Annotated in this window: 19 protein-coding genes; 13 read left to right on the forward strand and 6 right to left on the reverse strand. The window is 64.2% G+C overall.

Annotated features, from left to right (window positions below; all coding sequences use genetic code 11):
* Nucleotides 1-41 precede the first annotated feature (41 nt).
* Complete coding sequence (locus CAQU_RS02265; protein ID WP_075724862.1) at nt 42-695, reverse strand: AMIN-like domain-containing (lipo)protein; 654 nt, start codon at nt 693-695, stop codon at nt 42-44.
* A gap of 200 nt (nt 696-895) precedes the next feature.
* On the opposite strand from CAQU_RS02265, the gene CAQU_RS02270 reads away from it, so the two are divergent.
* The 4 genes from CAQU_RS02270 to CAQU_RS02285 all read left to right on the forward strand — a co-directional run bounded on the left by CAQU_RS02270 (nt 896) and on the right by CAQU_RS02285 (nt 6,817).
* Nucleotides 896-1,876: a sucrase ferredoxin gene (locus CAQU_RS02270; RefSeq protein WP_084562701.1), complete on the forward strand. Its 981-nt coding sequence runs from the start codon at nt 896-898 to the stop codon at nt 1,874-1,876.
* Between the two features lie 570 nt (nt 1,877-2,446).
* On the forward strand, nt 2,447-3,910 hold the full coding sequence (locus CAQU_RS02275; RefSeq protein WP_157108859.1) for a hypothetical protein: 1,464 nt from the start codon (nt 2,447-2,449) through the stop codon (nt 3,908-3,910).
* Nucleotides 3,904-5,775, forward strand: a complete 1,872-nt coding sequence (pelF, locus tag CAQU_RS02280) for a GT4 family glycosyltransferase PelF (RefSeq protein WP_075724866.1) — start codon at nt 3,904-3,906, stop codon at nt 5,773-5,775. The genes CAQU_RS02275 and pelF overlap by 7 nt, the downstream gene beginning before the upstream one ends.
* A complete protein-coding gene (locus CAQU_RS02285) occupies nt 5,765-6,817 on the forward strand; it encodes a putative glycoside hydrolase (protein ID WP_157108860.1) in 1,053 nt (350 codons plus the stop codon). Before pelF ends, CAQU_RS02285 begins: the two co-directional genes overlap by 11 nt.
* 97 nt (nt 6,818-6,914) lie before the next feature.
* Here CAQU_RS02285 and CAQU_RS12555 read toward each other — a convergent pair whose 3' ends face one another.
* From CAQU_RS12555 to CAQU_RS02305, 5 genes are all read right to left on the reverse strand, one after another.
* Nucleotides 6,915-7,079, reverse strand: coding sequence for a hypothetical protein (locus tag CAQU_RS12555; RefSeq protein ID WP_157108861.1), 165 nt, complete (start codon nt 7,077-7,079; stop codon nt 6,915-6,917).
* A gap of 157 nt (nt 7,080-7,236) precedes the next feature.
* Nucleotides 7,237-7,647 (reverse strand): hypothetical protein, encoded by a 411-nt coding sequence (locus CAQU_RS02290; protein ID WP_075724870.1) that lies wholly within the window; start codon nt 7,645-7,647, stop codon nt 7,237-7,239.
* A gap of 181 nt (nt 7,648-7,828) precedes the next feature.
* Complete coding sequence (locus CAQU_RS02295) at nt 7,829-8,506, reverse strand: methionine ABC transporter permease (RefSeq protein ID WP_075724873.1); 678 nt, start codon at nt 8,504-8,506, stop codon at nt 7,829-7,831.
* Nucleotides 8,503-9,564, reverse strand: a complete 1,062-nt coding sequence (locus CAQU_RS02300) for a methionine ABC transporter ATP-binding protein (RefSeq protein ID WP_075724875.1) — start codon at nt 9,562-9,564, stop codon at nt 8,503-8,505. The genes CAQU_RS02295 and CAQU_RS02300 overlap by 4 nt, the downstream gene beginning before the upstream one ends.
* Nucleotides 9,565-9,754: 190 nt before the next feature.
* A complete protein-coding gene (locus CAQU_RS02305) occupies nt 9,755-10,648 on the reverse strand; it encodes a MetQ/NlpA family ABC transporter substrate-binding protein (RefSeq protein ID WP_075724877.1) in 894 nt (297 codons plus the stop codon).
* 447 nt (nt 10,649-11,095) lie between these two features.
* Between CAQU_RS02305 and CAQU_RS02310 the strand changes: the two genes are divergently transcribed.
* From CAQU_RS02310 to CAQU_RS02350, 9 genes are all read left to right on the forward strand, one after another.
* Nucleotides 11,096-14,350: an error-prone DNA polymerase gene (locus CAQU_RS02310; RefSeq protein WP_075724879.1), complete on the forward strand. Its 3,255-nt coding sequence runs from the start codon at nt 11,096-11,098 to the stop codon at nt 14,348-14,350.
* 295 nt (nt 14,351-14,645) lie between these two features.
* Nucleotides 14,646-15,110 carry a PH domain-containing protein gene (locus tag CAQU_RS02315; RefSeq protein ID WP_075728291.1) on the forward strand — a complete coding sequence of 155 codons (465 nt, stop codon included), beginning with the start codon at nt 14,646-14,648 and terminating at the stop codon, nt 15,108-15,110.
* Nucleotides 15,107-16,930 carry a PH domain-containing protein gene (locus CAQU_RS02320; RefSeq protein ID WP_084562703.1) on the forward strand — a complete coding sequence of 608 codons (1,824 nt, stop codon included), beginning with the start codon at nt 15,107-15,109 and terminating at the stop codon, nt 16,928-16,930. The genes CAQU_RS02315 and CAQU_RS02320 overlap by 4 nt, the downstream gene beginning before the upstream one ends.
* Nucleotides 16,931-17,206: 276 nt before the next feature.
* The gene (locus CAQU_RS02325; protein WP_084562705.1) at nt 17,207-18,442 is read left to right on the forward strand and encodes a metal ABC transporter substrate-binding protein; all 1,236 of its coding nucleotides are present in this window, start codon (nt 17,207-17,209) and stop codon (nt 18,440-18,442) included.
* Between the two features lie 264 nt (nt 18,443-18,706).
* Nucleotides 18,707-19,483 carry a metal ABC transporter ATP-binding protein gene (locus CAQU_RS02330; protein WP_075728297.1) on the forward strand — a complete coding sequence of 259 codons (777 nt, stop codon included), beginning with the start codon at nt 18,707-18,709 and terminating at the stop codon, nt 19,481-19,483.
* 107 nt (nt 19,484-19,590) lie between these two features.
* Nucleotides 19,591-20,475, forward strand: a complete 885-nt coding sequence (locus tag CAQU_RS02335; protein ID WP_245797312.1) for a metal ABC transporter permease — start codon at nt 19,591-19,593, stop codon at nt 20,473-20,475.
* Between the two features lie 14 nt (nt 20,476-20,489).
* On the forward strand, nt 20,490-21,320 hold the full coding sequence (locus CAQU_RS02340) for a metal ABC transporter permease (RefSeq protein WP_075728301.1): 831 nt from the start codon (nt 20,490-20,492) through the stop codon (nt 21,318-21,320).
* A 27-nt stretch (nt 21,321-21,347) separates the two neighbouring features.
* Entirely contained in the window at nt 21,348-22,019 is a 672-nt protein-coding gene (locus tag CAQU_RS02345) for a metal-dependent transcriptional regulator (RefSeq protein ID WP_075728299.1), read from the forward strand.
* A 97-nt stretch (nt 22,020-22,116) separates the two neighbouring features.
* On the forward strand, nt 22,117-22,707 hold the full coding sequence (locus CAQU_RS02350; RefSeq protein WP_075724883.1) for a hypothetical protein: 591 nt from the start codon (nt 22,117-22,119) through the stop codon (nt 22,705-22,707).
* Nucleotides 22,708-22,718 lie beyond the last annotated feature (11 nt).

A 22,718-nucleotide genomic window follows, 5' to 3' on the forward strand; every position in this document is an offset into this window, starting at 1 on the left:
ACCAGCCTTGCTGGCCGGCCAGTTTAAAAAAGGTGGGGGGGTTAGCCCTCTTGGGAGATGTCGATCACCAGGCGGGTGGGGTTGGTGAGGACCTGCACGGAATAGGGGTGCTGGCCGCCGTTGAGCCCGATGATGAATTGGCTGCGCCCTTCGAAGGTGCCGCCGCTGGTGACTTGCGCGACGATGGGGCCGGGGCCGTCAACAGGAGCCAGGTTGGGTTCTTTGATGCCCGCCTCGAAGGGGTAGGCGGTGCCATCGATGCCGACGTCGAGGAAGGTGTCGCCGGCAGTTTTGAGCGGCAGGCCCGAGGCCTGTTGGGTAGGAGCGTCAACGTAGTCGATGAACCAGCCGGGCTGGCCTTGGCCGGAAAGATCGAAAACAACCCGGTCGAAGCCCTGGTGGGTGCCGAGGCGAACCCCAGTGACCACGAGGTTGCTGGGAGCTTCCGGCCGCAGCGTTTTCATTTCCTTATTGGCGTTTCCCAAGGGGGTGAGGCCGGCGTCGGCGCTGGGGCGGGTGGTGGCGGTGCTGGCCATGGTGGAGGTGTCGCTGGTGGCGGCAATCGACTTCGGTTCCGCCGCGGTCGTGCTGGTGGAGGCGGTGTCGGTGGCGCTGCATGCGACGAGGCTGCCGGCTGCGGCAAGCGCGAGGATGCTCAAGGTGGCTTGTCGGGCTGTGCTGGCGTGGGTAGTCATGGTGTTGACCCTAGCGAACAACGTGACTGGTGGGACTATTGGTGCGCGAAGTTTCGCGTTTGGTTGCGACATTGTTACGCAATGTTCGATAGTTTGACCCTCATGTTCGAATGGGTTTAGTGGCTAGTGAGGGCGGGAAAAGTGCCCGAATTCTCCGCCGTTACTGCTCGTGGGGGAGGCGGACGCGGTAATCTGCAACCATGTCTAGCGAAACTCCCGCACCCGCATCCGCTACAACCGAGCCCTCGCAGCCCGCGCGGCCCGTGAAGTGTTCGACGCAGCAACTTGAGACCCTGCCCGGCACGGCCAAGGCGGGGTCAAAGTATGTGGTGCTGGAGTATCTGCACGGGTGGGGGCGCGATGTCTTAGACGATGATGTTTTTGGCCCGGAGTTGGCGGCAAAGATGCGAGCCCATCTCAAGGCGCATGGCGCTGGCCTGCAATTGGTGCGCAAGCCGGGGCGTGCGGGGCAGCACCGTCAAGAGCGCTACCTCTATGTGGCTTTTACGGGTGATGGGGAAACCCCGCCGGCGATGCGACGCCTGAAGGTGTCCGGCCCGGAGGATGTGCTGTCGGTCGACTTGTCGAGCCCCGATACGGTCGGCGGTGAAGATGTAACGCACCCGTTGTTGTTGGTATGCACGCACGGCAAGCGTGACATGTGCTGTGCGCTGCGGGGTCGTCCCCTGGCTGCTAGCCTGCAGGCCTGTTTCTATGGCGATGAGGTGTGGGAGTCTTCCCACACCAAGGGCCACCGCTTTGCGCCTTCGTTGATTTTGCTGCCGTGGGGCTACTCCTTTGGCCGCATGAATAGCTCCGCGGCCTTGGACATGCTCAAAGCTGCCTCGCGCGGGGAGATGTTCGTGCCCGGCAACCGGGGAAGGGGCTGTTTTGATCGTCCCGGGCAGGTGGCGGAGATCGCGGTCGCTAACGAGCTTTTCTTGGCGGGGGAGTGTCCGGGCATTGGGGTGTTGGCGGTGCGTGCGGATGTCGATCCCGCGCCCGCCGTCGGACAGCTGGGGGACAACGAGCAGCTTCGGCGGGTGATCCACCCGGATGGTAGGTCCTGGGATGTGGTGATTTCCGCCGCGGATACCGAGCCGGTGGCCGCATCGTGTGGGGCGCAACCAAAGCCGCAGGTGATGTACTCCGCACAGCGCATTGTTGCGGTGGACGCCTAGCGGCAAACGGTGTTGGGGGCTTGAGGCTGGGGCTTGGGGGCGCCCCGGCTGTTTTGGGTGCGAGTCCCGGGTGTGCTCTGTGTAAGTTTCGGGGGGCGATCGGGCTGGGGCTGGGCAGTGTGTGGGAGCGCGGTGTTGGGGGCTGATGTGCGGAGGTCGTGGCGGGGCGTGATTGGGGTCGGGGTGGGTGGCGTGTGCGCGGTGGGGCTGCACATGTTCAGCCCCACTTGGGGGTGATTTTTCGCTTCTATATTTCTCTCAGGAAACTATTAGCTGCGGGTGATTTCCTGGGGTTTTGTGCTGAAAATGAAATGTCCGTCACACTATTTGACCTGCGATTATCGCAAACGAATGTGATGAGCAGCTAGAAATTTTTTCCTATAGGTCATACCATGCCGAAAGCTACATCTTGTATCACTTCTCCTACATTCACTTCGTGCAGGCTCACAGTAGTTAGTCATGTGTTCGGGTGAGTAAGTCAGGTGGCCCGGCGCGCGTGCGGGGGCGCAGCGTTGCGCAGTGTTGTGGCGTTTCACTCTTTCTTCATTCTTCGCAGGAAGGCCCAGTCGTATGACTCTTTCGACGATGCTGCCCACCCGGACAACAAACGGCGTTGCGCAGCCCGAGCACCAATCCCGTTTCGATCATCCCGCGATGGGATGGGCGGCTGTGTGGCTGGGGGTGTTGGCTGCGTGCGGTTTGTGGCGCGTGGCGCTCGGCGAGGAGGGCGGTGGCCCCGCCGCCACCTGGCCGCGCATCGTCGGTGGCATGGCTGCCGCCTCGCTGGTTTTTGCCTTGTTGTGGGTGATTGGCCGGGCAGCATCGCCGGGTGCTGCGCTGGCGCGGGTGGCGGCCAACCTGGCGCCTACGGCCCTGTTGATGTCGGTGTTCCCGCTGATCGCCGGGGAGTTTTCCGCCAGCATGCTGGGTGCGACGCCCGCGCTGGTGGTGGTGCTGGCGGTGTCGGTGTCGGTGCCGTGGGTGTGCGGCATTGTGGCTGCCCCGTTTTATCCGGCGCTTAGCGAGGTATCTCGCGCGGAGCCGACCGCATTTGCTGCGGCGTTTATGCGGGTGTGGCCGCCGCTGGTGCTGTGGTCGGCTGTGCCGGTGGTGTTTTTCACGACCGTGTGCACCGTGCTGATCGGCTGGGATGGTCGCGCGGCCGCGTTTTTTGCGGCGGGCTTGGCCACCAACGTGCTGCTGGCGCAGGCGCTGATTGTGATTCAGGAATTGCGGATGGTGGGTACCCAGGTGGCGGCCTGGGCGGCCTATGCGGCGGCGTTGTACGCGGCGCCGCAGCTGTGGTGGCTGGCACCGCTGGCCGGTGTGGTGGTCTGCTTGTGGCGGGTTCGCGCCAGCCTTGGCGCGGTGCGTTCCGTGGTGGTGCTGAACTCCAAGCAGGTGTTGCCGCACATGCGCGATGGGGCTTTGGCGTCCTCGGTGTTGTGGCTGGATAAGTTTTTGTTGATTGCGCTGCTGTGGGATCGGGTGGATGTGTACACGGTGTATGTGGCGCTGATCCCGATGGTGGTTGCACAGTCTTTGTACTTCGGCCGCCTCTACGACAGCTTCCACACCTACACGCAGCGTTTGTCCCGGCTGGTGGCGACCTGCCCCGCGGCAGAGCTGAACACGAAGGTGCGGGCTACCTGCCGCCGCATCGAGTATGTGGTGCTGGTGCCGGTGGCCCTGGGCGTGCTGGGGGCGGTGGGCATTGTGGGCCTGGCCCCGGTGTTGGGGCTGAAAATGGCTGGCGCGTTGGGGTTTGTGGTGGCAGCCCCGCTGGCATTCTTGTGCCTGTCGTTGGCTTGCTTCCAGCTCAACCAGCTCGGCGGCGGCGATGACACGCGACTGTTGTGCGCGGCCCACGGGGCGGCGACCGTGTTGGCGCTGGTCTTCTTGCCGCTGGCGGGGGCCTATGTGGCGCTGATCGTTATTGATGGGGTGCTGGCGACCATCGCGATTGCGCGGGTGCGTCGCCGGGTGTGCTCCGCTGCTTTTGAGCTGTTCTGGAAGGAGGCTGTCGCATGGTAGCCACTGAAACCCTATCCGCTAAGTGCGTGCCGGCCCCGGGCGCCCGGGCCTATACCCGCCTGCCGGGCGACAACACGCCTCTCGTCGCGGTGGATGTTGCCATTGTGATGGAGTCGACCTACCCGTTTTTGAAAGGCGGGGTCTCCGCGGTGGTTCACGACATCGTCACCCACAACCCGGAGCTGTCCTTCGGCATCATTCACATCGCCTGGGATTCATCCGCCCCCAGCGAGGACCTGTACGACATGCCGGCGAATGTGCGCTGGGTGGACGTGACCTACCTGTCCCTGGAGGAAAACCGTCAGGCGTTTTCGGCGGCGGTGCTGGAGCCGCCGGCGGGAATGGATGTGGTCAGCGCCGCAGAATTAGCGGAGGCGTTGGCTGCCTGTGGCGAGGAGCGGGTGGAGCCGCTGTGGGAGATCTACCGCACCGCCGCCAACCCGTTGACGGCGACCCGCACCGTGTGGCCGGTGCTGGGCACCGAGGAGTTCATGCAGCTGGCATTGCAGATCGTCGGTGACGATCGCGAGGTGACTGTGGGGGAGCTGTTCTGGGCGGTGCGCGATCTGTTTTCCTTGGCGTTTAGTTTGTGCTCCCGGGTGTACCCGACGGCGAGTGTCTACCACGCCCACACCACCGGCTACGCCAGCTTCGTGGCGGCAGCCGCGGCCGAACAAAACCAGGGTTCCTTCCTCTTGACCGAACACAATCTGTATGTGCGCGACACGGTAAACACCTTGATCGACCGGCGAATGGACCTGCCGGTGACCCTAAACTCGCCGGAAGAGCTGTCGCGCACGGCGATCGAGAAACTATGGATCAGGTGGTGGACCGACATGGGTGCCTTCCTGTACCCCTCGGCCGACCACATCACCTACCTGTACCCGGCGGCCATTGAGGAGGCGAAAGCTTTGGGCGGGGACCCCACCAAGTCTGAGGTGTTGCCCAATGGCATGGTGTGGGAGGACTTCGAGTTCGGGCGGGCCCGCCGCGAAAGCGCCAATAAAGATATTGCGGCCGGAAAGCACAGCACCTGGCGTTTTGCCTGCATCGCCCGGGTGGTGCCGATTAAAGGCATCATGGAGCTCATCGACACCGCCCAAGAGCTAGTCAAGCGGGGCTATAACAACTTCACCATTGATGTGCTCGGCCCGACGGAGCACGTGCCCGACTACTACGACAAGTGCGTGGCGCATGTGCGCGAGCTAGGGCTGGAAGAAGTGGTCTTTTTGCGCGGCACGGTGAAGGTGCGGGAAGTGCTGCACGAATACGACGCGCTGGTGTTGGCCTCCTTCAACGAGGGGCAGCCGGTGGTGGTGTTGGAATCGATGGCATGCGGTTTGCCGGTGGTCGGCACCGATGTGGGCGGCATGGATCAGGTGGTGCGCGATCCTTTGGAAGACACGGACGGCACCGTGGTGGATTCTTGTGGCGTGCTCGTCGAACCCGGCGACATCACCGGGCTGGCCGATGGAATGGCCCGCCTAATGGACAGCCCCGAGACCTACATGCAATGGCACGCCAACGCGCTAACCCGCCTGAAATCGACATTTTTGATGCCCACCATCATGCGCCGCTACGACGGGATTTACCGTCGTCTAGGCGCCGGCACCCAGCTTTCCGGTGGCGCGCCCACACCCCCGGGTACCGCTGATTTGGGCCGGGGCGCAAGCGACATCACCGATAAAGCACCCCAAGCGGCGGCTGCCGCGGCGGGTAAGGATCGCGTCGGGGATGATGCCCGGAAAGTGGCCAGCAGCAGGCGGGGCCCCTTCGCGGCGCTGGTCGGCGCCCCGAATCCGCATTCGGTGGTGAAAAAGCTGTTCGGCGGGGGCTATTTCCCGGGAGCCGCCCGTGGCGTCTAGGCGATTCCCACAACTGGCGTGGATGCGCTACGGCGACCCCATCGACCCGGAACAGCTTCGCCGGGCGGCCGGGCGCTTCCGGGCGGCAATCCTGCAGCCTTGGGAAACGCAGGCCGCCCAAGTATTAAAAGAGGCCGACCCCACTATTACGGTGCTGGCCTACCAATGCTTATCCAGTGTCCGCTCCTATGAGCCGGGACCCCGCTACACCAGTTTGCTCAGCCCGGCGCTGGCCGAAGAACTCGGCACCTTCGCCACCCGCCGCGGCAACCGCATCGAGTGGGACGGCTACCCGGGGCACTGGCAGCAAGACGTCGGCAATCAGGCCTACCGCAACGCCTGCATCAAAGGCGCAAAGGATGTGCTCGCCGGAACCGCCTTCGATGGCATCTTCGCCGACAACGACGTTTTCGACGACTACTACCAGCTGCGGCTGCCCATCGACCAGATTCGGGATGCCAGCCAGCTTCGGCAAGCGCTGGGCACGCTGATCCACGCCCTCGGCCCGGAGCTCGCCCGCACCCAACACCTGCTGGTGCCCAACATTGCGGAAGCCCGCCGCAGCCGCGGCCGGTGGGAGGAACACAGCTTCTACGGCGGCGGGGTTGAGGAATGCTGGATGGCGTGGGGGCTCGAACCCCACCACCGGCTCGGCATTGCCGAAATCAAAGCGCAATCCCGACAGCTGCGCGCGCCCGGCCTTTCCATCCTGCGCACCCCCGGCACCGGGGAAGAAAAAGATCCCTACCTGCAATTAGCGCTGGCAGCCGCCTGGGTTTTCGCCCCCAGTAAAGACGTGGCCGTCACCGCTACCACCCACGACGGCTACAGCGGGGTGCCACTGCACCCGGCGGCCGGAATCGACCTGGGGCCAGCCCGCGGGCCCATCCGGCACAACGGCCGCGGGGTGTTCACCCGGCGACTCGCGCAAGGCTATGCCGCCATCAACGTGGGCGAAGACATCTCCACCGTCGGCCCGCGCGGCCAAAGGGTCACCCTCACCCCGTTTCGCGGCTACCTGTGGGGCGCACCCGCCTGGTAACAAACAGCGAACACACAAAAGAAAAACAGCCGGCATCACCGACAAAAAGCCCGCGGCGCGCACCCTGGGGTGGTGCGCCGCGGGCTTGTCATGCAGGCTAGAAGGAGCTGTTCCAGGCGGACTGCGCCGTGGCCGCGGCGGCGGTGGGGGTGGCTGCGGCTTTGCGGCGCAGGTGAACCTCCAGGGGGATAAGCACCACGGCAGCCACCGCGATCATCACAGCAATCAGGCACAGGGCAAAGCCGATGACGTCACTCAGCATGGGTGGTGCTCCTTCGCCCGACAATAGTGAAAAGTATGTGCATCAAAACGATCTATGCTGTATGCACTATAGGACAGGGGTGGGGGCAATTTGAAGCTATCAACCTCGGGACAAGGGAAGTCTCAGCGAGTTTTTAACTTCCAGGCAGGTTGGCGTCCTAGCGGGACTGGGTTGGCTGCGGGGGATTTTTGAACTCTTCCGGAACCGGCGCCTGGGATCCGGTGTGCACCAGGTAGAAACCAATGCCCATCATCACGGTGATAACTCCACACAGCACGACCCGGGCGACCCGGGCGGGCCGCTGCTTGCGGGTGCTGTGGCGCAGCTGCACAAAAGACGCCACCACCACGATCAGCGGCACGGCGAACAGGAAGTACCAGCCCTGGAAGAAAATCACCACACACACCGCGGACGCCAACCACAGGGCGATGTCGATGGCGCTTTGCTTTTCGACCGCGGGTTGTGGTGCTTGGCCCTCGGAAGAATCGGCGCGGTGATTGTCGGCCGCGCCGAGCGGGGTGTTCGTGGCAGGTGAGTTCTGTGCGCGTTTTTTTGTGCGACGACCCATGGTGTGCTGCTTTCGATCGGAAAAAACGGGGTGATGCGCTGCCACGTTGTGGCCCGCAGGTGCAACTGTAGTCGGTGCAGGTATCGGTGGCAGGTGGTGGGGCAGGGCCTAAAAAACCACCCGGGCTTGCCCCCTGGGGAAGGGGAGGAGCCGGGGTGGTGTGCGCGGGTTATGCGGGACGCTAGCGGCGCATGATCTTCTTCGACAGCCAGTTGCCGAACAGCTGGGCGATTTGCACGATGATGATGATCACCGCGGTGGCCACCCAGGTGACGTTCCAGTCGAAGGCCTGGTAGCCGTAGACGATGGCGAAGTTGCCCAGGCCACCGCCGCCGACGTAGCCGGCCATGGCGGACATGTCGACAACCGCGATAAATGCGAAGGTGTAGCCGAGGATCAGCGGGCCTAGGGTTTCCGGAATGATCACGGTGCGGATGATCTGCCAGGGGCTAGCGCCCATGGCGCGGGCGGCTTCCACCACGCCGGGGTCCAGGGACACCAGGTTTTGCTCCACGATGCGGGCGATGCCGAAGGAGGCGGCGACGATCATGACGAACAGGGCGGCGTTGGTGCCGATGGTGGTGCCGACCACCCCGCGGGTGACGGGGCCCAGGGCTGCCAGCAAGATGATGAAGGGGATGGGTCGGACGAAGTTGACCACCACGTTCAAAACCGTGTAGAGCGCCTTGTTGCGCAGGATGCCTTGCTCGCGGGTGGTGTAGAGCAGCATGCCGAGTGCCAGGCCGATGAAGCCGGCGATGATGAGGGTGCCGACCACCATGTACAGGGTGGTCCAGACTGCTTCTTCCAGTTTGGGGGTGAGGCGATCCCAGTTTGCCGCCAAGATTGTGGTGGTCATCGCAAGATCTCCTCGCAGTCGGTGGTGGTTGAGAGTTGTTCGTAGAAGCCCTGGACGGCATCCTCATCGCCGGTCAGACGGACGGTGACCTTGCCGAAGCTGTGCTTCTGCAGGGTGGTGATGCCACCGTGCACGATGGAAATCCGGGCGCCGGCTTCGCGGGCTTTGGCGGCGGCGGCGAAGAAGCCGGATTCCTCGGTGAGGTTCACGGTGAACAGGCGGCCGTCCTTGGCCAGCAGGTCATCGGCTTCGACGACGTCGGGGGTGTTGCGCAGGGAGGTCGCGACGAAGCGGGCGGCAACGTCGGTCTGCGGGTTGGAGAACACGTCGTAGACGCTGCCGTATTCGACGATGCGGCCGTTTTCCATCACCGCAACCTTGTCGGCGATGGAGCGCACCACGTCCATTTCGTGGGTGATGACCACGATGGTGATGCCGAGTTCCTTGTTGACTTTGCGCAGCAGCTTGAGGACTTCGTGGGTGGTGTCCGGGTCCAGCGCGGAGGTCGCCTCGTCGGCGAGTAGCAGGGCGGGGTTGGTGGCCAGTGCGCGGGCGATGCCGACGCGCTGTTTTTGGCCGCCGGATAGTTGCTCCGGGTAGTTGTTGCCCTTGTCGCCCAGGCCCACGAATTCCAGCAGTTCCGCTACTCGCTTGTCGCGCTGTGCTTTGGGCATGCCCGCCAGTTTCAGCGGGTAGGCGACGTTGCCGGCGGCGGTGCGGGAGGACAGCAGGTTGAACTGCTGGAAAATCATGCCGATGCCGCGGCGCAGCGTGCGTAGCTGTTTTTCGGGCATGCCGACGACGTTGTGCTCGCCGACGTACAGCTCGCCGCTGGTGGGGGTGTCCAGCCCGTTGATCATGCGCACGAGCGTGGATTTACCGGCGCCGGAGTAGCCGATGATGCCGATGACTTCGCCGGGTTCAACGGTGAGGTTGATGCCTTTGAGTGCCTCGGTGCGGTGGCCGCCGTTGTCGAAGACCTTGGTGAGGTTTTTGAATTCGACGCGGGTGCCACCGTGGGTGGTGCTCGCGCTGGGGGAGTTGGTGGGTGTGGCCACGGGGAACTCTTCCGTTTTTACTGGTGGTGGTTGGGTGCAGCAGCGCGCGCCCGGCCGTCGGCGGGAGCGTTTCCTCACCAGTTGGGTGGGGTGCTGCTCAGCCGGCGGCGGGCGCGCGGAAGCTTTCGCGAAAAGACTGTGCTTACCCCGACTTTTTGGGGGCGTGCAGCCTTAAGCCGGGGTGGGGTGGTTACTTGCCGTCTTTTTCGGCGGCCTCGAGCTTGTCGAGGATGGCCTGCAGCTCGGAGGCGGGGCGGCGGACCGGTACGGAGGTGCCGTCGGTGTCCTCAGCCTGTGCCTTTTCGACCTCGGGGGTCTGGTAGATCTCGATGAACTTCTTCAGCGCCTCGGAGTTGGCGTCGTCTTCGCGGGCGGCGATGACGTTGATGTAGGGCTCGGCGGCCTCGGAGTTCGGGTCGTCCTTGTAGGCGGCGGAGCTGGCCTGGATGCCGGCGCGGCCGAGGAAGTTGTTGTTAATGATGGCGGGCTTGCCTTCGCCGTAGGCGACGGGGGTTTGCTCGGCGGCCAGCGGGTTGACCTTCACCTTGGACTTCGCCTCGTCGATGTCGGCGGGGGTCGGGGTGATCAGGCCTTCTTCCTTCAGGGTCAGCAGGCCGGCGCCGACGAGCACGTTAATGGCGCGACCCTGGTTGGAGGGGTCGTTCGGGATGGCGACGGTTTCGCCCTCGATGCCATCAATGTTGTCGTGGCCCTTCCAGAACAGCGACAGCGGCACAATGTAGGTGGAGGCCACCGGCACCAGGTGCTGGTTTTCGCCCACGTTGTAGCCGGCGAGGAACTTCAGGTGCTGGAAAGCGTTGGCGTCGATGGTGCCTTCGGCCAGGGCCTTGTTGGGGGTGGTGTAGTCGGAGAAATCGACGACGTCGAGGTCGAGGCCGTTCTTTTTGGCTTCGTCTTCGATAACGTCCCATGCCTTGGAGCCGGCCTCGGTGGTGCCGACCTTCAAAGACAGCTTCTGGTCGGAGCCGGAAGCGTCGCTGGAGCCGGAGTCGTTAGAGCAGGCGACGAGGGAGAAAGAAAGGGCGCCGGCCAGGGCCAGGGAGCCAAACTTGCGGAGGTTCATGATGTCAGTGTCCTTCGGTGATTAATTGGGGTGTTGTTTGCTGCTGGCTATTGGGATGTCGGGGTGGGCTGCTGATTGTGATTGCCTGCCGCCTGCCGACAAAAGTAGACAGAGCTTTCTAGTTCGGTGGGAACTCTAGCACCGCGCAGCGATTGTGTACAGCTCTGTCTAAACCGCTTCGTCTAGTAGGTCGTATTTACACCATGTTTTGCGCAGCGTGCAGGCCCTTTTTGACCCCTGTCACAGTGGGGCGAAAAGCGCCTTATCTCCACGCTTTGACGCGGAAGTTTTCATGCATGCACACGCGCCTGTGCGGGGGCTGGGATGATGGGGGCTTGCCGGGTTTTGGGTGGGGGAGTTTTTGGGCAACTGGGACAGTGTCGCGGGTGGGGCGGGGGCTTGAGAGAGATTCGATTATGTGTGCGAATCGCTGTTAGGGTGTGAGGCATGGACTTTGAGCAGCGGCCCTTGGGGATTAATGGGCGCGGCGTGAGCTGGCGGGAGATTAACGACCTGCTCTCGGGTAAGAATATCGGCCCCCTCGTTCCGATAGAACACCTGGGCAAAGGTGATAAAACCACATCTTCTACGCACAAACGAGCAAGTGGTGGCGCGGATGCGCGCGGCCCCCGGTTTGCGGAACTACACGCCTATTCCTCCTACTGCTTCATGAAGGGCGCCTCCAGCCCGGAAGAATTTATCGAACAAGCGTCCATACTTGGGCTGGAGGCAATCGCCCTGATCGATATCGACGGGTTCTATGGGGCGGCCCGCACCGCGGAAGCCGCCGCAGAGTTCGGCGTGAACACCGTCTACGGCGTCGAACTAACGCTAGGTTCGGCCACCCTGACCCTGCTATGCCGCGGGGTGGAAGGCTACCGGGCGCTCAGCCACATCATCACCGACGCCCACATGGCCGGCGGGGAAAAAGGCGTGACCCGCTACCCACCCTTGGATGAGATTGCCGCCCGCTGCCACAACACAGTATTCGCCGTGGCCTGCGAACAATGGTTAGGCCCGGTGGCCGCAGACATCAAACTCAGCGCCGAACAAGACAGCGCGATTGCGCGCGCCGGGCAGCACAGCGGCATCGCCGCCCTGGTGGAAGCGTTCGGCAAGGACGCCGTGGTAGTACAACTTCCCGCCCGCATGCTCCCCGAAGACGCGGACCTCCACCTCCAGTTGCGCCGTCAAGCACACCAATGGGGGCTGCGGATGTTCTTAAGCGGCCGCCCCCAAGCCGCCCTAAAAGAACACACCCACCTGGCGGCGGCGAAAAATTCCCTCGCGCGCCGCGAAAGCCTGGAGCAAGCCCACGGGCAGCTGCACCCCATGGGGGCCACCTGGCTAGTCGACGGGGCAACGCTTGCCGCCCGACACCCGGACTGCATCGACGCGATCGCCACAACCGTCGAATTAGCCGCACAGTGCGCATTCGAGCTAGAACTAGTCGCCCCCCAGCTGCCACCCTTTAACACCCCCGAAGGCTTCGACGAGTACTCCTGGCTGGAAAAACTCACCTTGGAAAGGATGACTGCCCGCTACGCCAGCCGCACCGCGGATATTCGCGCCGCCGCCCACACCCAAGTCCAACACGAACTACGCATCATCCGGCAGCTGGCATTTCCGGGATACTTCCTCATCGTGTGCGACCTGGTCGACTTTTGCCGGGACAACAACATCTTGTGCCAGGGGCGCGGCTCCGCGGCGAACTCCGCCGTGTGCTTCTCCTTAGGAATCACCAACGTAGAACCCATCAGCAACGGATTGCTGTTTGAGCGTTTCCTCTCCCCAGACCGCGACGGCCCACCCGACATCGATATCGACATCGAATCAGGCCGCCGCGAAGAAGTCATCCAATACGCCTACCGCCGCTACGGGCGCGACAACGCCGCCCAAGTCGCCAACGTGATGACCTACCGCCGAAAAGGCGCGATACGCGACGCGGCACGCGCACTGGGCTACCCGCAAGGCGCCTGCGACGCCTTCAGCGCCGGGCGGGCCGAACCACCCCACCGCGTCGAAGAGCTGGCAGAACAATTCCTCAACCACCCCCGCCATCTAGGAATCCATTCCGGCGGCATGGTGATCTGCGACCGCCCCATCGCCGAGGTCGTGCCCTGCGAATGGGCCCGCAAAAAAGACCGCTCAGTCGTGCAATGGGACAAAGACGACTGCGCCTGGGCGGGCCTGGTCAAATTCGACCTGCTAGGCCTGGGCATGCTGGAAGCACTCCACCACACCCTCGACCTGATCGCCCAGCACCGCGGGGACCACATCAACCTTTGGGAACTCGACTGCGCCGACCCCAAGGTCTACGACATGCTCTCCCGCGCCGACGCAGTCGGAGTCTTTCAAGTGGAATCCCGCGCCCAAATGGCCACCCTCCCACGACTAAAACCACGAGTCTTTTTCGACCTGGTCGTCGAAGTCGCCCTCATCCGGCCCGGCCCCATCCAAGGCGGCAGCGTGCACCCCTACATCCGGCGCCGCAACGGCCTCGAAGAAGTCACCTACGACCACCCCTGCCTCGAGCCGGCCCTGGAAAAAACCCTGGGCATCCCCCTATTCCAAGAACAGCTCATGCAAATCGCCAAAGACGCCGCCGGGTTTTCCGGCGCCGAAGCCGACAGCCTGCGGCGCGCCATGGGGTCGAAACGCTCCCCAGAAAAAATGGCCCGCCTGAAAAAACGCTTCTACCAAGGGCTAGAAAGCACCCAAGGCATCACCGGGGACACCGCAGATTTGCTATGGACAAAAATGGTGGCCTTCGCCGCCTACGGATTCCCGGAATCGCACTCCCAATCCTTCGCCTCCCTGGTGTACTTCTCCGCCTGGCTGAAGTACTACTACCCGGCAGAATTCTGCGCCGGCCTGCTCCGCGCCCAACCCATGGGCTTCTACTCCCCCCAATCCCTCATCGCGGACGCCCGCCGCCACGCAGTCACCATCCTGCCCATCGATATCGCAACCTCCGACACCAGCGCCGACAGCCCCAACGGGGCCATCCGATTAGGCTTCGACCTCGTCAAAGGCCTAGGCGAAAAAGCCGCAGAAAGAATCGTCGCGGCCCGCGCACAGGCCCCCTTTGTCTCCGTGGCAGACGTGGCGCGCCGGGCGGACCTCAACGTCGCCCAGCTGGAAGCCCTGTCGCGGGCGGGCGCATTCGACAGCCTCAACCTCAGCCGCCGCCAAGCGCTGTGGGAGTCCGGTGTTGCCGCCACGGAAAAAGACACCATGCTGCCCGGTTTGCGCGCCATTGAGGCGCCCAGTCTCCCCGGGATGAACGCCTTCGAACTGCTAGCCACCGACATCTCCAGCACCGGGGTCAGCCCCACACAGCAGCCGATGGAGTTGCTGCGCGAACGATTGCAGGACGCGGGCATCCTGGCCGCCGCCGACCTGCCGGCAGTTGCGGATGGCACCCGGGTGCGTATCGCCGGGATCGTCACCCACCGCCAACGCCCCCAGACCGCCCAAGGCACCATCTTTTTTGGAGTGGAAGACGAAACCGGGCTGATGAACGTGGTTGTCACCCCAGGGCTGTGGGAGCACTACAAAGTGCTGGCCCGCACCGCGAAAGCCCTCATCATTCGCGGGGTGGTGCGTAACGCCAGCGGGGCGGTCACCATCACCGCCGACAAGCTGGAACCGCTGCCGGTGGGGCAGTGGCTTTCGACCGGCTCCCGCGATTTCCGCTAAACCTTTAGTCCCTGTGGTGGGGGGAGGGCTTTCCCCCAAAAGCCCTGTCGCAGGTCTTAGGTGTCCTTTATGCTCGGTAGCCATGGAACAGCGCACCCCTGCCGAACACCCCGACCAGGACAATCACGGCAACCAGGCCGATCAGTCCGCCCGGCTAGATCCGCCCGTGCCACCAGCGGCTGCGCCGGCCGGAACCACCCCCGCGGGCCCACCGCAGGCTGTGCCGGCGGCTACCACCCCACCTGCGGCCCAGCCGCTTCAGCAGCCGCCGGTGTGCCACCGCGGCCCGGGGGACATGGTGCCGGTGAGCCCGAAGCTGACGTTTGTGCGCTACATCAACACAGTGGGGTGGCTGCTTGTCCTGGCGGCAATCGGGGTGGCCGTGATGGTCTTTTCCGACCAGAGCTTCACGACGTGGTGGGTGCAGTTGATCGCAGCCGGGTTTGTGGCCCTGGTGGTGTGGCAGCTGTGGCTGATTCCCCGCCAGGTGAAAAACACCGCCTGGTTTGAGGAAGAAGACGAATTGCTGATCACCAAGGGCAAACTGTGGCACACCTTCACCGTGGTGCCCTACGGGCGGATCCAGTTCGTCGACGTCAGCGCCGGCCCGGTGCTGCGGGCCTTCGGCCTGAAAACAGTGGAGCTGCACACCGCCTCGGCCACCAGTGATTCCACCATTCCTGGACTGGAAGCAGCGCAGGCGGATGCGCTGCGCGACCGGTTGGCGATGAAAGCCCGCGAGAGGATGAGTGGCCTATGAGCCGGCACAGGCGTCACGAGGACTCGACAGATCCGCTCGCCACAGGCCAACAACATCCCGATACCACCCCGGCCGAGCGCAATTTTTCCGCCCCGCAGCCGCAAGCCCCTGTCGCAGGTGGGTTCGGCCGGCATGCCGCGGCCGAGCCGTCTAGTACTTCTCCGGGAGGCTGGCCCGATGAGCGCACGCTGGAAGCGGCCGACTCCGCTGCCGCTGCTGAGCTTGGTGAACCCGCCGAAACACCCCACGAGGAGCGCCAGTCAATAGCCGCGGGGCAGGCGGAAGAGGTGCTGCCAGCAGCGGGGATGGACACGGTAGAGCCGACAGGGCCGACAGAGCCGACAGGGCCGACAGAGGCTACAGAGCTGACAGGCCTAAGCGCTGTGCCGGGTGCTGCCGCTGCCGCACACGATGCGGAGTTTCGGCGCGTGCACCGGATGACGCCGTTGGTGAAGTTCTGGTCGGCGCTGTTGGGCTTTTTCCTGGTGGTCTCCGTGAACTTTCTGCAAAACGCGGCTGACCTGCTGCGCCGCCTGGCCGGTGATGACACCCATGCGGCGTTGATGGATGCCCTGTACGCGGTCATCGCCTTGGTGGTGTTTTCCGTGGCGGTGTGGCTCCTGTCGGGCCTGTGGTGGCGGGCCTATGGCTACAAACTCGATGGGCAGGAGTTGAGCCTGCGCAACGGGGTGATCGCCAAAAACTTGCGCACCGCCCGCTACTCGCGCATTCAGGCCGTTGACGTGGTGGAGGATTTTTGGCCCCGCCTGCTGGGTTTGGCGGCGGTGCGGGTGGAAACCGCCGGCGGCCGCAACTCCGCCTTGGCGATCGAGTTTTTGGGCAAAAAAGACGCGCTGGCCTTGCGCGACGAAATCATGGGCATCGTGCACGGCACCGACCCACACCCTCCAGAAGGGCACTCCGACCAGCCGCTGCGCCCCGCTGACCTGGGGTGGGTGCCGGAAGACTCCCTCGAGCCGGTCGGCGCGGGCAGCATCGTGGTGCCGGAAATTCCCATCATGCGCAGCTTCGGCGCCGCCCTGCTCAGCGTGGGCACCTGGATTGCCGTGGCCTTTGCGGTGTTCGCCGGCAATATCGGCGTGGGCCTGGCGGCATTGATTCCCCTAGCCATCGGTTTGGCCTCTTTTTCCCTGCGGGTGCTCAACGCCTCCTGGCGCTACCGCGCCGTGCGGCGCGGCAGGGTGCTCACCATCGAATACGGGCTGCTGGACCGGCGTAGCCAAAACATCGCCATGGATCGCATCCACGGCATCAAGATCCACCAACCCCTGCTGTGGCGGCTGGTGGGATGGTGCCAGCTGCAGGTCTCCGTGGCGGGATATGGGCACAGCAAAGATGGCAGCTCCACCAAGATTTTGCCGGTCGGCACCCTCGACCAGGCCCACGAGCTGCTCGTCCAGCTCGGCCCGTTGAGTGCCGCCGAAGTGCAGGCGCATGCCCGCGTCGGGGTGGTCGATGCCAGTGGGATGCGCCCGCCGGCGCGGGTGCGCTGGTGCGATCCTCTCGCGCAGCGGCGGGAAAGCGCAACGCTGATCGGCATGCGGGCCTTCATCACCCACCAGGGCTTTTTTGTGCCCTCGGTGTGTGTGATCGCGCCGCGACACATCCAAGAGTTGACCTTGCATTCCGGCCCGGTGGACCGGGCACTGGGGGTGTGCTCGTTGACCTGTGACCTGGTGGGTGGGCCGGTGAAGATGACGGCTAACCACCTTCAGACCGCGGATGCGGAGGAATTGTTGGCGCAATTGCGGGCACGAAAACTGCCCCCACCAGACAAAATCAACGCACCCATCCAATAAAGTTCAATGCATTGAAAAAAACTCTTGCGGGTGTCCTGAACATCGCCTAGGGTGAAAACTGGTAGCGATAGCCCCGTGGTGCTCACCCCACCCGTGGCGCCCTCGTTCCCGCTTCACCGGCGTGTACCACGCCGGGGTACGGCTTTCAGCCCACCACGTGCCGCCCACCCTTTAAAAAACCGCAGTGACACACCACTGATCAATCCGCTCCCACGCCACAACTTCGTGTTCCGGAGCCGGTGTGCCACACCAAGCCCCCAAGGACATTGCACGCACATGAACATCTTCACCCGCGGAACGACACAACACGGCCGTAGCTGGCGCACCGGCGCCCTCGCCGCAGCTGGCTGCGCACTGCTGACCTTAAGCGCCTGCTCCTCCGGTGGCACCACCACCGACGCGGCCGCCAGCGACAGCGCCGACAGTGCAGACGCCCTCAAGGTTGTGGCTACCACCACCCAGATCTGCGACTACGTCACCCAGATCGTCGCCGGCGCCCCCGGCGATCCCTCCTCCAGCCTGCGGCTGCACAAAACCGCCGCCGACGGCACCGTCACCGACTTAGGCTCCGCCCACGACGACGCGCCCGTGGTTGATTTGACCTGCATCCTGGCCCCCAACGCCTCCGCCCACGACCACGAGTTGACCCGCCAACAGATGAAAGCCTTCGGCAACGCCCAGCTGTTGCTCGTCAGCGGCGTCGACCTGGAACACTTCCTCGACCAAGGCATTGAATCCTCCGGCTTCCACGGCACCCTCGCCGTGACCAGCGGCATCCTCACCGCCAGCGAGGTCACCGACCTGGATGCGGAATTGGCCAAGGAAAAAGACCTGCCCTACACCGTGTTCCGCGGCAGCCAAAAAGTCGACATCGCGAAATGGCCCTTCCCGCCGGAAGAAGGGGAAAGCGAACCCGAATTCACCTACGACCCCCACGTGTGGACTAGCCCCAAAAACGTAGAAGTCCAGGTCAAAAACATCGGCGAAGCCCTCGACCAGGTCGACCCGGACCACAAGAAGCAGTACAACGAAGCCGTCAGCAACTTTGAGGCACAACTCAAAGACCTCGACAACTGGGCCGCCCAAGCCTTCAACAGCGTGCCCAAGGAACACCGGGTCCTGTTCACCTCCCACGATGCCTTCGGCTACCTCTCGCGCGACTACGGCATCGACTTCATCGGAGCGGCGCTGAGCGACTTCAACTCCCAGCAAGACGCCACCGCCGACCACATCGCCCAAGCCGCCAAGGAAGTCAAAGACTCCGGCGCCGTGGCCATCTTCGCCGAAAACTCCACCAACCCGAAGTCCATCGAAGCCGTCGGAAAAGCCGCCGGCGTGAAGGTGATCACCGGTGAAGACGCCCTCTACGGCGACTCGCTTGGCCCCGACGGATCCGCCGGCCAAACCTACATCGGATCCATCATCCACAACGTCGACCAGCTCGTCACCGCATGGGGCGGCACCGTGCCGCCGCTGCCCAACCCGCTCAAGGCCTACGCCCCGGCGAAATAACCCCTAATTGAGACACCGGTGCGTGGCGCACAGCCACCCGGGCACCGGCGCGGCCTGCACCCCGGTGCCGGGAACCTCAAAGGCAGGGGCGTTTTTCCAAGTCCTTACCGCCCCCGCCACCAGCCACCCGGCACCGCCAGCACCCGCCACGCCCCGCCTGCGGCGCACGCGCCACGCACCGGCGACAACTCCACACCCATCACGGCTCGCAGCACCCAGCTGCGGGCCGTGGTGCACGTTCACCAACAGATGAAAAACACCCCCATGAGCGCACCAGCCACCCCACCCGCCCTCACCTTCCACAACGCTGATTTCACCTACCCCGGCACCCACAGCCCATCCCTGACCAAGGTGACCGGCACCCTCGCGCCGGGCGAAGGCCTCGCACTCATCGGGCCCAACGGTGCAGGAAAAACAACCCTGCTCAAAGGGATTCTCGGGCAACTCAAACACACCGGCACCGTCGAAATCCTCGGCTGCGCCCCCGGCCACACCCCCAAAGGCTCCATCGGGTACGTACCCCAACTCGCGGACGTCGACGCCAGCTTCCCCGTCACCGTCTTCGACGTCGTCGCCATGGGACTGATTGCCACCCGCAGCCCCTTTAAAAAACTCTCCCGCAGCCAACGCGCCCGCATCGACGACGCCATCGCCCACGTCGACCTGGCCGGCAAAGCCAAAACCCGCTTCGGCAAACTCTCCGGCGGGCAACGCCAACGCGTCCTGCTGGCCCGCGCCATCGCCGCCCAACCCCGCCTGGTGCTGCTCGACGAACCCTTCAACGGGCTCGACCACCCCAACCGGGAAGCCCTCGTCAACATCATCAACGACATGAAAAAAGACGGAGTCGCCGTCGTCGCCTCCACCCACGACGTCTCCCTGGCCGAAGAAACCGCAGAAAAAGTCGCCCTGCTCGCCGGCACCCAAATCGCCTTCGGCCCCATGGACGAAGCCCTTAGCCCCACCAACGTCGCCACCGCCTACGGCGGCCGCCAACACGAAGACGTCATGCGCATCAGCCAAGGCACAGGAGCACACTGATGAACGCCTGGAACACCCTCGTCAACACCATCGGTGGGGCAGTAGAAGCCACCCGCCACAGCCTCAGCGGCATCCCCGGCCTCGGCACCGTCACCGAAGCGCCCTACATGTTCCGCCCCTTCGTCATGCTCGTCGCCCTCGGCATCATCGCCGGACTCGTCGGCGTCCTCGTCAACCTCCGCCGCATGGAATTCGACGCCGAAGCCGCCGTGCACTCCATCTTCCCCGGCGTCGTCGCCGGCGCCGTCTACGGCGGAATTGATGCCATCGTCCCCGCCGCCAGCATCGTCGCCATCTTCGTCACCATCGCCCTGGTTGTCGTCCACCGCATCGCCAAAAACCACGGCAGCAACCACGACGAAGCAGGCACCGCCGTCGTCCTCACCAGCTTCTTCGCCCTCGGCGTCGTCATGCTCCTCAAAAAAGGCGACATGTCCGGCCAACTCGAAGCCCTAATGTTCGGCCGCCTCCTCCACGTCTCCGACAGCCGCCTCGTCGAATCCCTCATCGTCTGCCTGATTGCCCTAATCATCCTCGCCATCACCTGGCGCACCCAGATCTTCTGCGCCTTCGACGAACAAGGCGCCCGCGCCGCCGGCATCAACACCACCCTCATCGACCTCATCATCACCGGCTGCGTCGCCGCCGTCGTCGTCGCCGGATCCACCGCCGTCGGCATCGTCCTCGTCGTCGGCTACCTCGTCATCCCCGGCGCCGCCGCCCGCCTGCTCACCAGAACCATCCGCGGCATGGTCACCGTCTCCATCGCCGTCGGCATCCTCGGCGGATACGCCGGCATGCTCAGCCTCGACCTACCCACCCAACGCCCCCTATCCCCCCAAGCCGCAGTCTCGCTGACCATGGTGGCCATCTTCCTCACCATCTGGCTCATCACCCAACTCACGCACCTCATCCGGCACCGCACCCCCACCCCCACACCCAGCCACCCCACCACCGACGGGACGCACCACGAAGGAGCCACACCATGCTAAACAGCATCCACGACATGGCCCCCATCCTCACCCGCCCCATCATCGACATCATCCTGCTCGGCGCACTCGCCGGCATCGTCGGCGTCCTCGCCGTCACCCACGAACGCGTCTTCTACGCCGAATCCATCACCCACGGCACCTTCCCCGGCGCCGTCCTCGGCGTCGTCATCGGCTCCCACCTCGGACTCAACCACGACGGACTCGCCATCAGCCTCATGATCGGCGCCGCCGCCATGTGCATCCCCCTCGCCTGGCTCATGCACCGACTCGCAAGCAACAACCACCTCAGCAACCAAGCCGCCGCCGGCATCGTCCTCACCCTCGGCTTCGCCCTCGGATACTTCCTCAACACCTGGTACGCACCCCTACCCCTCAAAATCGAATCCTTCCTCACCGGCAGCGTCCTCACCGTCACCAACACCGACGTCACCGCCGCCGCCATCACCCTCGCCCTAGTCACCATCGGGGTGTGGATCCAACGCCACAAAATCATCTACCTCGCCTTCGACCCCCAAGGCTTTGCCGCCACCGGCATCAACACCACCCCCATCCACGCCCTCGTCCTCACCGCCATCACCCTCACCCTCGTCGTCGTCATCCCCGCCGTCGGCACCATCCTCGCCATCGCCCTCGTCGCCGCCCCCGCCGCCGCCATCATCCCCCTCGTCAACACCCCCCGCGCACTCTTCATCGCCGCCCCCATCACCGGCATCACCATCGGACTCGCCGGACTCGCCATCGCCATCGCCGCCGACATCAGCGCCGGCGGCAGCATCGCACTCACCGCCGGCGGGTTCTACATCCTCACCCGCATCCTGCGCAGCACCACTAAAGCCCAAAACTAAACCCACCGTGCGGTAACCTCAGTGACCATGGACGTCTCCTCACTGCCCGAGAAAACACAGGACTACCTCAAAACAGTCTTCTTCATCGGCGAACGCAGTGATACCCCCGCCTCGCTGAGCGCCATCGCCAACGAAATGGGACAAAAACCCTCCACCACCTCCGAAGCCATCAAAAGGCTCGCCGAACGCGGCCTCGTCCACCACGAACGCTACCTCGGAGTCACCCTCACCGAACAAGGCCAACGCCTCGCCCTGGCCATGGTCCGCCGCCACCGGCTGATAGAAATGTTCCTCTGCCAAACCCTCGGCTACACCTGGGACGAAGTCCACGACGAAGCCGAAATCCTCGAACACGCCATCACCGAAACCCTCCTCGACCGCATCGACGCCCACCTCGGCCACCCCACCCGCGACCCCCACGGCGACCCCATCCCCACCGCCGACGGCACCATGGACCAAGTCGGCGCCGACGACCTGACCACCCTCACCGTCGGCGACACCGCCACCATCGACCGCATCCTCGACCGCGACCCCGAACTCCTGCGCTACCTCGCCGCCCACGGCATCCTCCCCGGCGCACCCATCACCGTCACCGACGCCCCCTACCCCGGCATGCTCGTCATCCAAACCCCCGGATACGACCCCGCACCCATCACCGAACGCGCCCTCGAAGCCATTAACATCCAACAAAAACCCTAAAAAAGGGCACAAAACACAACCCAACCCCACCCCCACACCACCCAGCCCTGCCTACACTCACACATAGAAACACACCATCGTGAAGGGACCCCACACAATGGGGAAAAACAAAACCGGCGCCCACCACACCCACCACCCCGCGCCCACCACCCCGGTGGCACTGGCAACCCTGACAACACTGGCCGCCCTGGCAACCGGCTGCGCAACCACCCCCGCCCCCACCCAACCCCAGCCCGAAGCCACCCAAGTCACCTCCCTCTCACTAGCCCCCAAACACCCCGTCGAAACCACCCCCACCAGCATCACCCCCACCCTCGGGATGATGGAACTCGACCACAACATCGCCGGCGGATACACCGTACGCTGCACCGTCAACCACAACGACACCACCATCGGCTACGTCATCGGCAACAGCACCCTCGAAAAAAACAGCGCCCAAAAAGACGCCCACAACTACATCACCGCCTTCGGCAACGACAACGCCAAAGCATCCCGCTGCGTAACCATCAAAGAACTCTGGGACTCCGGCGCCTACGACCGCGACATGCAACCCATCGCCACCCCCGCCGCCAACTCCAGCACCCCCCTCGGCGCCGACCCCCGCGAAATCAACCTCACCAACCCCGACAGCCCCGCCGAACCCCTCCCACTCGCACCCGAACTCGAAGAACCCACCCCCACACACTAACCCCCCAAACC

This window comes from Corynebacterium aquilae DSM 44791, assembly GCF_001941445.1.
GTDB lineage: Bacteria > Actinomycetota > Actinomycetes > Mycobacteriales > Mycobacteriaceae > Corynebacterium > Corynebacterium aquilae.